At 59.9% G+C, this 14218-nt stretch carries 13 protein-coding genes and 1 pseudogene; 10 read left to right on the plus strand and 4 right to left on the minus strand.

Annotated features, from left to right (window positions below):
- The first annotated feature begins 353 nt into the window (after positions 1 to 353).
- Entirely contained in the window at positions 354 to 1946 is a 1593-nt protein-coding gene (locus K0H48_RS26990) for an ABC transporter substrate-binding protein (protein WP_219270053.1), read from the plus strand.
- 27 nt (positions 1947 to 1973) lie between these two features.
- Here K0H48_RS26990 and radC read toward each other — a convergent pair whose 3' ends face one another.
- Positions 1974 to 2648, minus strand: a complete 675-nt coding sequence (gene radC / locus K0H48_RS26995) for a DNA repair protein RadC (RefSeq protein WP_219270054.1) — start codon at positions 2646 to 2648, stop codon at positions 1974 to 1976.
- Between the two features lie 143 nt (positions 2649 to 2791).
- Between radC and coaBC the strand changes: the two genes are divergently transcribed.
- The 4 genes and pseudogenes from coaBC to argB all read left to right on the plus strand — a co-directional run bounded on the left by coaBC (position 2792) and on the right by argB (position 7048).
- Positions 2792 to 4000, plus strand: coding sequence for a bifunctional phosphopantothenoylcysteine decarboxylase/phosphopantothenate--cysteine ligase CoaBC (coaBC, locus tag K0H48_RS27000; protein WP_015886530.1), 1209 nt, complete (start codon positions 2792 to 2794; stop codon positions 3998 to 4000).
- Between the two features lie 5 nt (positions 4001 to 4005).
- Entirely contained in the window at positions 4006 to 4461 is a 456-nt protein-coding gene (dut, locus tag K0H48_RS27005; protein ID WP_219270056.1) for a dUTP diphosphatase, read from the plus strand.
- Between the two features lie 240 nt (positions 4462 to 4701).
- Positions 4702 to 6123, plus strand: a pseudogene (locus tag K0H48_RS27010) (phosphomannomutase/phosphoglucomutase); the annotation flags it as partial.
- Between the two features lie 19 nt (positions 6124 to 6142).
- Complete coding sequence (argB, locus tag K0H48_RS27015) at positions 6143 to 7048, plus strand: acetylglutamate kinase (RefSeq protein ID WP_138813307.1); 906 nt, start codon at positions 6143 to 6145, stop codon at positions 7046 to 7048.
- Between the two features lie 165 nt (positions 7049 to 7213).
- On the opposite strand, the gene pyrE is transcribed toward argB, so the two are convergent.
- Positions 7214 to 7858 carry an orotate phosphoribosyltransferase gene (pyrE, locus tag K0H48_RS27020; RefSeq protein WP_219270058.1) on the minus strand — a complete coding sequence of 215 codons (645 nt, stop codon included), beginning with the start codon at positions 7856 to 7858 and terminating at the stop codon, positions 7214 to 7216.
- Positions 7859 to 7940: 82 nt separating this feature from the next.
- Here pyrE and K0H48_RS27025 point away from each other — a divergent pair, with 82 nt between their 5' ends.
- Positions 7941 to 8720 (plus strand): exodeoxyribonuclease III, encoded by a 780-nt coding sequence (locus K0H48_RS27025; protein ID WP_003176915.1) that lies wholly within the window; start codon positions 7941 to 7943, stop codon positions 8718 to 8720.
- 58 nt (positions 8721 to 8778) lie between these two features.
- Here K0H48_RS27025 and K0H48_RS27030 read toward each other — a convergent pair whose 3' ends face one another.
- Together K0H48_RS27030 and rph are read right to left on the minus strand one after the other, a co-directional pair.
- Positions 8779 to 9147 carry a DUF4870 domain-containing protein gene (locus K0H48_RS27030; protein WP_138813306.1) on the minus strand — a complete coding sequence of 123 codons (369 nt, stop codon included), beginning with the start codon at positions 9145 to 9147 and terminating at the stop codon, positions 8779 to 8781.
- A gap of 22 nt (positions 9148 to 9169) precedes the next feature.
- Positions 9170 to 9892 (minus strand): ribonuclease PH, encoded by a 723-nt coding sequence (gene rph / locus K0H48_RS27035; RefSeq protein ID WP_003213280.1) that lies wholly within the window; start codon positions 9890 to 9892, stop codon positions 9170 to 9172.
- Positions 9893 to 10109: 217 nt separating this feature from the next.
- On the opposite strand from rph, the gene K0H48_RS27040 reads away from it, so the two are divergent.
- The 4 genes from K0H48_RS27040 to spoT all read left to right on the plus strand — a co-directional run bounded on the left by K0H48_RS27040 (position 10110) and on the right by spoT (position 14201).
- Positions 10110 to 10973 (plus strand): YicC/YloC family endoribonuclease, encoded by an 864-nt coding sequence (locus tag K0H48_RS27040; protein WP_219270060.1) that lies wholly within the window; start codon positions 10110 to 10112, stop codon positions 10971 to 10973.
- A 10-nt stretch (positions 10974 to 10983) separates the two neighbouring features.
- A complete protein-coding gene (gene gmk, locus K0H48_RS27045; protein WP_219270062.1) occupies positions 10984 to 11604 on the plus strand; it encodes a guanylate kinase in 621 nt (206 codons plus the stop codon).
- A gap of 167 nt (positions 11605 to 11771) precedes the next feature.
- Positions 11772 to 12035 (plus strand): DNA-directed RNA polymerase subunit omega, encoded by a 264-nt coding sequence (rpoZ, locus tag K0H48_RS27050; RefSeq protein WP_003176920.1) that lies wholly within the window; start codon positions 11772 to 11774, stop codon positions 12033 to 12035.
- Positions 12036 to 12095: 60 nt separating this feature from the next.
- A complete protein-coding gene (gene spoT, locus K0H48_RS27055) occupies positions 12096 to 14201 on the plus strand; it encodes a bifunctional GTP diphosphokinase/guanosine-3',5'-bis pyrophosphate 3'-pyrophosphohydrolase (RefSeq protein WP_219270064.1) in 2106 nt (701 codons plus the stop codon).
- Positions 14202 to 14218: the final 17 nt, after the last annotated feature.

The raw sequence follows: 14218 nt of genomic DNA on the forward strand, positions 1-14218 counted from the left end.
ACACCTACAGTGAAGGAACCGGGCCCCTAGAAAAGAGCGCTGCTTTATACCAGAAAGACCCCAATGCAACAACAGCCCGTGTGTTTTTACCGGCGTAAATCTTGGCAATAGACGCCCGAACCGTTGCCAGGAGGGGCCGCTGTAACAGCCGACCACTCGTCGCACAGAATGATTTACCGCGTTTGTCGGCACACAAAAGTGCAAGGCCAAACGCGCTGAGGCGCCATCAAAACAGCATTTGCACCAAAAGCACAGGCAAAAATGGGCTAGTCATTTATCAATCAGACCACTACGGTAGGCTTTTTCCAGACTGCACTCGCAGATGGGCCTTCGATCTGCAAAGGAAACCGAATATGCGCCTCGCTGCCCTACCGCTATTGCTCGCCCCTCTATTCATCGCGCCGCTGGCCTCTGCGGCCACCAATCTGAGCGTTTGCACCGAGGCCAGCCCCGAAGGGTTCGATGTGGTGCAGTACAACTCGCTGACCACCACCAATGCCTCGGCCGACGTGCTGATGAACCGCCTGGTGGACTACGACGCCACCGCCGGCAAGCTGGTGCCGAGCCTGGCGGACAGTTGGGAAGTGTCGCCCGATGGCCTGGTGTACACCTTCAAGCTGCACCCGGACGTGAAATTCCATCGCACCGAGTATTTCACCCCGAGCCGCACCCTGACTGCCGAAGACGTGCGCTTCAGTTTTGAACGCATGCTTGACCCGGCCAACCCATGGCACAAGATCGCCCAGAGCGGCTTCCCGCATGCGCAGTCGCTGCAATTGCCCACACTGGTCAAGAAAATCGACGCCCTCGACCCGCTGACCGTGCGTTTTACCCTTGATCACGCCGACTCCACCTTTCTCGCCGCGTTGAGCATGGGTTTTGCCTCGATCTACCCGGCCGAATACGCCGACAAGCTGCTCAAGGCCGGCACACCCGAAAAACTCAACAGCCAGCCCATCGGCACCGGCCCGTTCGTGTTTGTAAGGTTCCAGAAAGACGCCGTGGTTCGCTATAAAGCCAACCCGGATTACTTTGCCGGCAAGCCGGCTGTGGATAACTTGATCTTCGCCATCACCCCGGATGCCAACGTGCGCCTGCAAAAGCTGCACCGCGATGAATGCCAGATCGCCCTGTCGCCAAAGCCACTGGATGTGGGTGAAGCCGAGAAAGATCCCGCGCTCAAAGTAGAAAAAACTCCGGCCTTCATGACCGCATTCGTCGCAATCAACAGTCAGCACCCGCCGCTGGACAAGCCCGAAGTGCGCCAGGCGATCAACCTGGCCTTCGACAAAGGCAGCTACCTCAAGGCCGTATTTGAAGGCACCGCCGAAGCGGCCAATGGCATTTACCCACCCAATACCTGGAGCTACGCCAATGACTTGCCGGGTTATCCACAGGACATCGCCAAGGCCAAGACGCTGCTGGAGCGCGCCGGGCTCAAGAACGGTTTCAAGACCACGATCTGGACTCGCCCCACCGGCAGCCTGCTGAACCCCAACCCCAACCTCGGCGCGCAGCTGTTGCAGGCGGATCTGGCCAAGGTCGGCATCCAGGCCGAGATTCGCGTGATCGAGTGGGGTGAACTGATCCGCCGCGCCAAAGCCGGCGAACATGACCTGTTGTTCATGGGCTGGGCTGGCGACAACGGCGACCCGGATAACTTCCTCACCCCGCAGTTCTCGTGCGCAGCGGTAAAATCCGGCACCAACTTTGCCCGTTATTGCGACCCGGCCCTGGACAAGCTGATCAGCGCCGGCAAGACCACCAGCGAACAAGGTGTGCGCAGCAAGCTCTACCAACAGGCCCAGGCACAGATTCAGCAACAGGCCCTGTGGCTGCCATTGGCGCACCCCACTGCGTTCGCCCTGACACGCAAGAATATCGACGGCTACCAGGTAAGCCCATTTGGGCGCCAGGATTTCTCCAAGGTCAGCGTCAAGCCTTGAGTGCCCGCCCCGCCCCAATGGGCGGGGCTACAACCATCCGTATTCCGCCATCGACAACGGGTCGCCATCCCCCACGATGATGTGATCGAGCACCCGTACATCCACCGATTCCAAAGCCTTTTGCAGTATTTTGGTTAATTTTCGATCAGCCGCACTCGGCTCGACGCTGCCGGACGGATGGTTGTGGCACAGGATCAGTGCCGCCGCGTTATAAGCGAGGGCGCGCTTGACCACTTGTCGCGGATAAACGATAGCCGTGTCGATGGTGCCCTCAAATAGCGCCTCAAAGCCCAGCACTCGATGCTTTGAGTCAAGGAACAGGCAGCCGAATATTTCGTGGGGTTCGTGGCGCAGCAAGGCCTTGAGGTACTCGCGCACGGCCAGCGGGCTTTCCAGCACCGAATCGGCACGCAAGCGTTCGGCCATATGCCGCCTGGACATTTCCAGCACCGCCTGCAACTGCGCAAATTTTGCCGGCCCCAACCCCAACTGCTGGCTGAACAGCGTCTGGCTGGCCTCCAACAGCGGTCGCAGGCCGCCGAATTGCGCCAATAGGTGGCGCGCCAGGTCGACTGCGCTTCTGCCGGAAACCCCGGTACGCAGGAAGATCGCCAACAACTCGGCATCCGAAAGACTCGCCGCGCCCCATTCCAAAAGCTTCTCCCGTGGGCGTTCCGCCACAGGCCAATCGCGAATACTCATCCCACCTCCCTCTGCACGTACGCCACTGTTGCCTGGCGGTCGCTGTGTTATCTTAAGCCCTCTTTTTTGCATGTGATTTCCCCTGGGGAGGGGGCATCGCAGGCGTCACTGAACTGGCATCACTGAACTGGAAAGGCAAACCAATGCAGCGTCTGTATCGGAAACGCATCGTTCTCGGCGTCGGCGGCGGCATTGCCGCCTACAAGAGCGCAGAACTGGTTCGCAGGCTCCTGGACCAGGGCGCCGAAGTGCGCGTGGTCATGACCCGTGGTGGCAGTGAGTTCATCACCCCGCTGACCATGCAGGCCTTGTCTGGCCACCCGGTTCACCTGGATCTGCTGGACCCGGCGGCCGAAGCCGCCATGGGCCACATCGAGCTGGCCAAATGGGCCGACCTGGTGTTGATCGCCCCGGCCACCGCCGACCTGATCGCTCGCCTGGCCCAAGGCATTGCCGATGACCTGCTGACCACGCTGGTACTGGCCACCGACGCCACCGTCGCCATCGCACCGGCCATGAACCAGGCCATGTGGCGCGACCCGGCCACCCAGGCCAACACCCAGCTTCTGCAAAGCCGAGGCCTCAAAGTGTTTGGCCCGGCGTCCGGCAGCCAGGCCTGTGGCGACGTGGGCATGGGCCGCATGCTCGAAGCCACCGACCTCGCGCTGTGCGCCGCCGAGTGCTTTCAACACCTGGCACTCACTGGCAAACATGTGCTGATTACCGCCGGTCCGACCCAGGAAAACATCGACCCGGTGCGTTACATCACCAACCATAGCTCAGGAAAAATGGGCTTTGCCTTGGCGGAAGCTGCGGTCGAGGCAGGCGCACGCGTCACCTTGATCACCGGCCCGGTGCACTTGCCGACCCCCGATCGCGTCACGCGAATCGACGTAGTCAGCGCCCGCGACATGCTGGCGGCCTGCGAAGCGGCCATTCCCTGCGACCTGTTTATCGCCTCGGCAGCGGTTGCGGACTACCGCCCGGAAGTTGTCGCCCCGCAAAAGCTTAAGAAAGACCCTACAAGCGGCGACGGCCTGCTCCTGCAAATGGTGCGCAACCCGGACATCCTGGCCACCATCGCCACGCGCCCGGACCGCCCGTTCAGCGTCGGTTTCGCCGCCGAAACCGAGCACTTGCTGGACTACGCCGCACGCAAGTTGAAAGACAAAAACCTCGATCTGATCGTTGCCAATGATGTCGCCAACCCGAGCATCGGCTTCAACAGCGAGGAAAACGCCTGCAGCGTGATCGACCGCGAGCTGCACGCCACCCTTTTCGCCCAGACCAGCAAGGGCAAGATTGCCCGCCAGCTGATCTCATTTATCGCCCAACGGCTGAATCAGGTTTAATTTACATGCACGCTTTGCAAGCCAAGATCCTCGACCCCCGCATCGGTAACGAATTTCCTCTGCCGGCCTATGCCACGCCGGGCTCCGCCGGCCTGGACCTGCGCGCCATGCTCAAGCAAGACACAGTGCTGGAGCCGGGCCAGACCATCTTCATCCCTACCGGCCTGTCGATCTACATCGGTGACCCAGGCCTGGCAGCATTGATCCTGCCGCGCTCGAGCCTGGGCCACAATCACGGCATCGTGCTGGGCAACCTCGTGGGCCTGATCGATTCGGACTATCAGGGCGAATTGATGTTGTCGTGCTGGAACCGTGGCAACACCGCATTCAAAATCACTGTCGGCCATCGCATCGCCCAGTTGGTGCTGGTACCGGTGGTACAGGCACACTTCGAATTGGTGCAGGAGTTCGACGAAACTCAGCGCGGCGCAGGTGGTTTTGGGCATTCCGGCAGCCACTGACTAAGCTGAACCTTGCCGGACGCACGTGTCCGGCAAGACGCCACCGCATGGCAATTCAGGATGAAGAATGTGCGGATTTATTCAGCGAGATTTCCATAATGAAATCAATGCATTACGCGATCTCCCAAGCAGCGTCAGCACGCCGATGGCATTTTTGCACCACGAACTCTCTGCCGAAAACACCGTCATACCCTTCAGTTTGAGCCTGCCGGTCAGCCACTTTAAGGCCAGCTTTGCCCCCTTCAGATGGAGTTCACCCCCGCGATGAGTACCGCAGCCCGAGTAGCCCCGACATTCCCCGACAGCATCTTCCGCGCCTACGACATTCGTGGCGTGGTGCCCAAGACCCTGACCGCCGAAACCGCGTACTGGATCGGCCGCGCCATCGGCGCCCAGAGCCTGGCCCAGGGCGAGCCTAATGTCTCGGTAGGCCGCGATGGCCGCTTGTCCGGCCCGGAGCTGGTGGAACAACTGATCCAGGGCCTCGCTGACAGCGGTTGCCACGTCAGCGACGTCGGCCTGGTGCCGACACCGGCGCTCTACTACGCAGCCAACGTACTGGCTGGCAAATCCGGGGTAATGCTCACCGGCAGCCATAACCCGTCGGACTACAACGGTTTCAAGATCGTCATCGCCGGTGACACTTTGGCCAACGAACAGATCCAGGCCCTGCACGAGCGCCTCAAGACCAATGATCTGACCAGCGGCAAAGGCAGTGTCACCAAGGTCGACATTCTGCAACGCTACTCTGACCAGATCACCGGCGACGTTAAACTCGCCCGTCGCCTGAAAGTGGTGGTGGACTGCGGCAACGGCGCGGCCGGCGTGATCGCTCCGCAACTGCTCGAAGCCCTCAACTGTGAAGTGATCCCGCTGTTCTGCGACGTCGACGGCAACTTCCCCAACCACCACCCGGACCCTGGCAAGCCGGAAAACCTGGTGGACTTGATCGCCAAGGTCAAGGAAACCGGCGCCGACGTGGGCCTGGCCTTCGATGGTGATGGCGACCGTGTTGGGGTTGTGACCAACACTGGCGAAAACGTGTTCGCCGACCGCCTGCTGATGCTGTTTGCCCGTGATGTGGTGGCGCGCAACGCCAACGCCGAAATCATCTTCGACGTGAAGTGCACCCGACGCCTCACGCCGCTGATCAAGGAATACGGCGGTCGCCCGCTAATGTGGAAGACCGGTCATTCGTTGATCAAAAAGAAAATGAAGGAAACCGGCGCGCTGTTGGCCGGTGAAATGAGTGGCCACGTATTTTTCAAAGAGCGCTGGTTTGGGTTTGACGACGGTATTTACAGCGCCGCCCGCCTGCTGGAGATCCTCAGTAAGGAAAAATCCACGGCGCAGGAGCTGTTTCAGACCTTCCCGAATGATATTTCTACGCCAGAGATCAATATACATGTGACCGAGGAGAGCAAATTCAGCATCATTGACGCACTGCACGATGCGCAATGGGGCGAAGGCGCCAACCTGACCACCATTGATGGTGTGCGAGTCGATTACGCCAAAGGCTGGGGCCTGGTTCGCGCGTCCAACACCACTCCGGTGCTGGTCCTGCGCTTCGAGGCGGATACCGAGGCTGAGTTGCAGCGCATCAAGGACGTGTTCCACGCCCAGTTGAAACGTGTTGCCCCTGATCTCCAATTACCGTTCTGATTTTTTACCGGAGCCCTGAATGACCCTCGAACGCGAAGCCGCTGCCAATACTGCCAAGGTCCTGTCCGAAGCGTTGCCTTACATTCGACGCTACGTCGGCAAGACGCTGGTGATCAAGTACGGCGGCAATGCCATGGAGAACGAAGAGCTGAAAAATGGCTTCGCGCGCAATGTCGTGCTGATGAAAGCAGTGGGCATCAACCCGGTGGTGGTGCATGGTGGTGGGCCGCAAATCGGCGACCTGCTCAAGCGTCTGTCCATCGAGAGTCACTTCATTGATGGCATGCGCGTGACCGATGCACAAACCATGGACGTGGTCGAAATGGTGTTGGGCGGTCAAGTCAACAAAAGCATTGTCAACTTGATCAATAGCCACGGCGGCAGCGCGATTGGCCTGACCGGCAAAGATGCCGAACTGATCAGGGCCAAGAAACTGACCGTAACGCGAATGACACCGGAGATGACCACTCCAGAAATCATCGACATCGGCCAGGTAGGCGAAGTGATCGGCATCAACACCGACTTGCTCAACCTGCTGGTCAAGGGCGATTTCATCCCGGTGATCGCGCCAATCGGCGTGGGCGCCAACGGTGAGTCCTACAACATCAACGCCGACCTGGTGGCCGGCAAAGTAGCTGAAGCGCTGAAGGCTGAGAAGCTGATGCTGCTGACCAACATCGCCGGCCTGATGGACAAGGAAGGCAAGGTGTTGACCGGCTTGACCACTCAACAAGTGGACGAACTGATCGCCGATGGCACCATTTACGGCGGCATGCTGCCCAAAATCCGTTGCGCACTGGAAGCCGTGCAAGGCGGCGTGGGCAGCTCGCTGATCCTGGATGGCCGCGTACCGAACGCGATTTTGCTGGAAATCTTCACCGATACCGGTGTGGGCACGCTGATCAGTAACCGCAAGCGGCCTTAAACGGCAAAAACAAAAGGCCCCGCTCAATCACATTGAGCGGGGCCTTTTGTTTGCACAGTTCCAATGTGGGAGCTGGCTTGCCTGCGATGACGGCGGCACATTCAAGAACTGCACCGCCTGACACACCGCTATCGCGGGCAAGCCCGCTCCCACATGGGTTCGGTGTCAGACGCCGAACTGCTCGCGGTACGCACGCACCGCCGGCAAATGCTGCTTGAGCTGCGCATCATCTTCCAGGTATTGCAGCACCTGGTTCAGCGACACGATGCTCACCACCGGAATACCGAAATCACGCTCCACTTCCTGGATTGCCGACAACTCACCGTTGCCGCGCTCCTGGCGGTTCAGCGCGATCAGCACGCCGGCGGCCTTGGCGCCTTCCTGGGAGGCGATGATCTGCATCACTTCACGGATGGCGGTGCCGGCGGTGATCACATCGTCGATGATCAGCACGTCGCCCTGGAGCGGAGCACCGACCAGGCTGCCGCCTTCGCCGTGAGCCTTGGCCTCTTTGCGGTTGAAGCACCATGGCAAATCCAGCTCATGATGTTCAGCCAGGGCCACGGCGGTCGCGGCCGCCAAAGGGATGCCCTTATAGGCTGGGCCGAACAGCACGTCGAAGGAAATACCGCTGTCAACGATGGCTGCCGCGTAGAAACGACCCAGCTGAGCCAGGGCCGAACCCGAGTTGAACAAGCCTGCATTGAAGAAGTAAGGGCTGGTGCGCCCAGACTTCAACGTGAACTCACCGAAGCGTAAAACGCCGCGATCGATGGCAAAACGAATGAAATCGCGTTGATACGCCTGCATGAAAAAAGCCTCAGATACCACGGATTTAGCTAATTAGGTAGACGGCGTGTATCATACACGCACGCGATTTTTGGGGCCATTTATGCGGATCATCAGTGTGAACGTCAATGGTATTCAGGCTGCAGTCGAGCGTGGTTTGCTCAGTTGGCTGCAAGCACAGAATGCCGACGTCATCTGCCTGCAGGACACCCGCGCCTCCGCCTTTGAACTGGACGACCCAGCCTTCCAACTGGATGGCTACTTCCTTTATGCCTGTGATGCCGAAGTCCCTGCCCAAGGTGGCGTGGCTCTGTACTCACGGTTGCAACCCAAGGCGGTCATCAGCGGCCTCGGCTTCGAGACAGCCGACCGCTACGGGCGCTACCTGCAAGCCGATTTCGACAAGGTCAGCATCGCGACCTTGCTGCTCCCTTCGGGGCAGAACGGCGATGAAGACTTGAACCAGAAGTTCAAGCTAATGGACGATTTCGCCCGTTACCTGGATAAACAGCGACGCAAACGTCGCGAGTACATTTACTGTGGCTCGCTGTACGTGGCGCAACAGAAGCTGGATATCAAGAACTGGCGCGACAGCCAGCAATCACCGGGCTTCCTGGCGCCGGAACGGGCCTGGATGGACGAGATTGTCGGCAACATGGGTTATGTGGATGCCCTGCGCGAAGTCAGCCGTGAAGGCGACCAGTACAGCTGGTGGCCGGATAACGAACAGGCTGAGATGCTCAACCTGGGCTGGCGTTTCGACTACCAGTTGCTGACCCCCGGCCTGCGCCGGTTTGTCCGCAGCGCACGCTTGCCGCGTCAACCGCGCTTTTCGCAGCACGCGCCGCTGATCGTGGACTACGACTGGACATTGACCATCTAAGGTCTTTTTCCAGGCACAAAAAAACCGACATCGCTGTCGGTTTTTTTGTGCCTGTTCATTATTTGACCACTCGCCAGGTCAGTGGGTAGCGATAGGCTATCCCCTTGTTGGCCTTGATGCTGCCGATGATCGTCAGCACCACCGTGGCAATCGCCAGGGCAAACATCAGGAAAAACCCGATAACTGCGAACGCCAGCACGATGCACGCCATCCAGGCGATGGCCACGGTGATCTGGAAGTTCAGGGCTTCCTTGCCCTGATCGTCAATGAACGGGTCCACTTCCTTCTTCATCTGCCACAGGATCAGTGGCCCCACGACACTGCCGAAGGGGAACACAAACCCCAGAAACGCCGAGAGATGACACAACATGGCCCCCTGGCGCACTTCGTAGGAAGGCGTAGGCACCGGCATTTGGCTGTCATTCATGGCGCTTCTCCTTGAGGCGGGCTCAGTCGGCCAGTGCGGCGTTCTGCAGTTCGAAGATTTCGGTCATGCCTTTCTGGGCCAGGGCGAGCATGGCGTTCAGGTCGGCTGGCTGGAATGGCGCGCCTTCGGCGGTGCCCTGCACTTCGATGAAACCACCGGTGCTGGTCATCACCACGTTCAGGTCGGTCTCGGCGGCCGAGTCTTCCAGGTAGTCCAGGTCCAGCACAGGCTCGCCTTGATACATGCCTACCGACACCGCGGCGATCATCTGCTTGAGCGGGTCGCCGCCTTTGAGGCCGCCGCGCTTCTTGATCACTTTAAGCGCATCCACCAAGGCCACCATGGCGCCGGTGATGGAGGCGGTGCGGGTGCCACCGTCAGCCTGGATGACGTCGCAATCGACGTACAGGGTCACGTCGCCCAGCTTGGACATGTCCAGGGCTGCGCGCAGCGAGCGGCCGATAAGGCGCTGGATTTCCAGGGTGCGGCCGCCTTGCTTGCCACGGCTGGCCTCACGCTGGTTACGCTCACCGGTAGCGCGCGGCAGCATGCCGTACTCGGCAGTCAACCAACCCTGGCCCTGGCCCTTGAGGAAACGCGGCACGCCGTTTTCGACGCTGACGGTGCAAATCACTTTGGTATCGCCAAACTCGACCAGTACAGATCCCTCGGCGTGTTTGGTGTAGTTGCGGGTAATGCGGATCGAGCGGAGCTGATCGGCAGCGCGACCACTTGGACGTTTCATAGGGGATACCTGTACGAAGGACGAAAAACTGCCGAGCATTATAGAGCCGCGAACCGTTTCGGGGCACTTCTAAAAAATTCGGTTACGAATGTTCAGACTATTGCCCATTGTTTGGGCGCGCTCGCCCCACTGCGCTACAATCCTGCGCCTTCGCAGCCTGTCGGCTCCAACTTACTTATCAGCCCGTATTTGCGGGACTGCATCGCGAGGTACTTCCATGGTGCACAGCATGACCGCCTTCGCCCGCGTCGAAAAAGCCGGCGCCCAGGGCACCCTGAGCTGGGAGCTGCGCTCGGTCAACAGCCGTTACCTGGAGCCGCACCTGCGCCTGCCGGAATCGTTCCGCGACCTCGAAGGCGCGGTGCGTGAAGCGTTGCGCCAGGGCATCTCGCGGGGCAAGCTGGAATGCACCCTGCGTTTTACCGAAGAAACCACCGGCAAACCGCTGCAGGTCGACCGTGACCGCGCCGCGCAACTGGTAGCCGCCGCCGAAACCATCGCCGGCCTGATCAAGCAGCCGGCCGCGTTGAACCCGCTGGAAGTGCTGGCCTGGCCCGGCGTACTGGTGGCCGATGCCACCGACCCGCAAGCCCTCAATGCCGAAGCCCTCGCCCTGTTTACCCAGGGTTTGAAGGAGCTCAAGGCCGGCCGCGAGCGCGAAGGCGCCGAACTGGCCCGCCTGATCAGCGAGCGCCTGACCTCGATCGAAGAAGACGTGGTCACCCTGCGCGAGCTGGTGCCGCAGATGCTTGCTACCCAGCGCCAAAAGGTCCTGGACCGCTTCACCGACATGAAGGCCGACCTCGACCCCGTGCGCCTGGAGCAGGAAATGGTGTTGCTGGCGCAAAAAAGCGACGTAGCCGAAGAACTCGACCGCCTGAGCACCCACATCCTTGAAGTGCGCCGCGTGCTCAAGTCCGCCGGTGCCGCCGGTCGGCGCCTGGACTTCCTGATGCAGGAACTCAACCGCGAAGCCAATACACTGGGGTCCAAGGCCTTTGATCCGCGCAGCACCACGGCTGCGGTCAACCTCAAAGTGTTGATCGAGCAGATGCGCGAACAAGTACAGAATATTGAGTAAGGCAAATTCCATGACCCACAGCACCGGCACCCTTTACATCATTTCCGCCCCTTCGGGCGCGGGCAAGAGCAGTTTGGTCAAAGCCCTGACCGACGCTGACGAGCAGATCCGCATTTCGGTCTCGCACACCACCCGGGCCATGCGTCCAGGTGACGTGAACGGCGTGCACTATCACTTCGTCGAGCATACTGAGTTCGTCAAGATGATCGAACACGGCGACTTCCTGGAACGCGCCGAAGTCTACGACAACCTCTATGGCACGTCGCGGAGCCATCTGCAGCAGACGCTGGACGAAGGCCACGACCTGATCCTGGAAATCGACTGGCAAGGTGCCGAGCAAGTGCGCCAACTGATGCCCAATGCGCGCTCGATCTTCATTCTGCCGCCGTCCTTGGAGGCGTTGCACCAGCGCCTGACCAACCGTGGCCAGGACAGCGACGAGATCATCGAAGGCCGCATGCGCAAAGCTGTCAGCGAAATGAGCCACTACGTCGACTACGACTACCTGATCATCAACGACGATTTTGCCCACGCCCTGGATGATTTGAAGGCTATTTTCCGCACCAATCAGCTCCAGCAAAAGCGTCAACAGCAGCGTTTTGGCAAATTACTGGCTGAACTGCTCGGTTGATTGGCTCTTCCCAAAACCGCTGCAAGGGCTTTACATTGGCACTTGTAGCGGTTTAGCGAGGGCACGGGGAAAATCAGCGCTTCCCTAAACGCTGGTGATTTTTTAAACTGTTTAGTCCGCTCGCCCAACCGGGCAGCGCGCATCTTGCATTCGCTCCGAGGAATACCATGGCCCGCGTAACCGTTGAAGACTGCCTAGAACACGTGGATAACCGCTTTGAGCTGGTCATGCTCTCTACCAAGCGTGCCCGTCAACTGGCCACCGGCGGCAAAGAGCCTCTGGTCCAGTGGGAAAACGACAAGCCTACCGTTGTAGCCCTGCGTGAAATCGCTGAAGGCCTGATGAGCTACGAGTTCATCGCCAACGCTGAAATCGTTGAAGACGAACCGCTGTTTGCAGCGTTCGAGGACGAGTCCAACGAGGCCGTCTAAGCCTATGCCTGGTCGACGTAGCACGGCGCGGGGTCACAGCCAACGGCAGGAGTTCATACTTTGCCGAGCATAGACGCCCTCGCCGATCGCTTATCGGCCTACCTCGGCCCAGACCAGGTCAACCTGGTCCGCCGAGCGTATTTCTACGCCGAACAAGCCCACGACGGCCAACGCCGCCGAAGCGGTGAGGCGTATGTCACGCATCCTCTTGCGGTGGCCAATATTCTTGCCGACATGCACATGGACCATCAGAGCCTGATGGCCGCGATGCTGCATGACGTGATCGAAGACACCGGCATCGCCAAGGAAGCGCTCAGCGCCCAATTTGGCGAAACCGTGGCCGAACTGGTCGACGGGGTCAGCAAGCTGACCCAGATGAACTTCGAGACCAAGGCCGAAGCCCAGGCAGAAAACTTCCAGAAAATGGCCATGGCCATGGCACGGGATATCCGTGTGATTCTGGTCAAGCTGGCCGACCGCCTGCACAACATGCGCACGCTGGAAGTGCTGTCCGGCGAAAAACGCCGGCGCATCGCCAAGGAAACCCTGGAAATCTACGCGCCCATCGCCAACCGGCTGGGCATGCATGCCATTCGTATCGAATTCGAAGACCTCGGTTTCAAGGCCATGCACCCAATGCGCTCGGCGCGCATCTACCAGGCAGTCAAGCGCGCACGCGGCAACCGCAAGGAAATCGTCAACAAGATCGAAGAGTCGCTGAGCCACTGCCTGGCGATCGACGAGATTGAAGGCGAAGTCAGCGGCCGGCAAAAACACATCTACGGCATCTACAAGAAGATGCGCGGCAAGCGCCGGGCCTTCAACGAGATCATGGACGTGTACGCGTTCCGGATCATCGTCGACAAGGTAGACACCTGCTACCGCGTGCTGGGCGCTGTACATAATTTGTACAAACCCCTGCCGGGCCGCTTCAAGGACTACATCGCCATTCCCAAGGCCAACGGCTATCAGTCGCTGCATACCACGCTGTTCGGTATGCACGGGGTGCCGATCGAGATCCAGATCCGTACGCGGGAAATGGAAGAAATGGCCAACAACGGCATCGCCGCCCACTGGCTATACAAGTCCAGCGGCGACGAACAGCCAAAAGGCACGCACGCCCGTGCTCGCCAGTGGGTCAAAGGCGTGCTGGAAATGCAGCAACGTGCTGGCAACTCCCTGGAATTTATCGAAAGCGTGAAGATCGACCTGTTTCCGGACGAGGTCTACGTGTTCACGCCCAAAGGCCGAATCATGGAGCTGCCCAAAGGCTCCACGGCGGTCGACTTTGCCTACGCGGTGCACACCGACGTCGGTAACAGCTGCATCGCCTGCCGGATCAACCGTCGTCTCGCGCCGCTGTCCGAACCGCTGCAAAGCGGCTCCACGGTCGAGATTGTCAGTGCACCAGGCGCGCGCCCGAACCCGGCCTGGCTCAACTTCGTGGTGACCGGCAAAGCGCGGACACATATCCGCCACGCCCTGAAGTTGCAACGCCGCTCCGAATCCATCAGCCTCGGCGAACGCCTGCTGAACAAGGTCCTCAACGGTTTCGACAGCGCCCTGGACAAGACCCCGGCAGAGCGCGTGCAAGCGATGCTCCATGAGTACCGCCAGGAAACCATCGAAGACCTGCTCGAAGATATCGGCCTGGGCAACCGCATGGCCTACGTCGTAGCTCGCCGCTTGCTCGGCGAAGGCGAGCAGTTGCCAAGCCCGGAAGGCCCGCTGGCGATTCGCGGTACCGAAGGCCTGGTACTCAGCTATGCCAAGTGCTGTACGCCGATCCCGGGCGACCCGATTGTCGGGCACTTGTCGGCGGGCAAAGGCATGGTGGTGCACCTGGACAACTGCCGCAATATCACCGAAATCCGCCACAACCCGGAAAAATGCATCCAGCTTTCCTGGGCCAAGGACGTGACCGGCGAATTCAACGTCGAGCTGCGGGTAGAGCTGGAACATCAGCGTGGCCTGATCGCCTTGCTGGCCAGCAGCGTCAACGCGGCCGACGGCAATATCGAAAAAATCAGCATGGATGAACGCGATGGCCGCATCAGCGTGGTCCAGCTGGTGGTCAGCGTCCACGACCGTGTGCACCTGGCCCGCGTGATCAAGAAACTGCGCGCCCTGACCGGAGTGATCCGCATCACCCGCATGCGTGCATAGCCCCTCTCTTACAAGGA

It is taken from the genome of Pseudomonas sp. Xaverov 259 (assembly GCF_019352915.1).
Taxonomy (GTDB): domain Bacteria; phylum Pseudomonadota; class Gammaproteobacteria; order Pseudomonadales; family Pseudomonadaceae; genus Aquipseudomonas.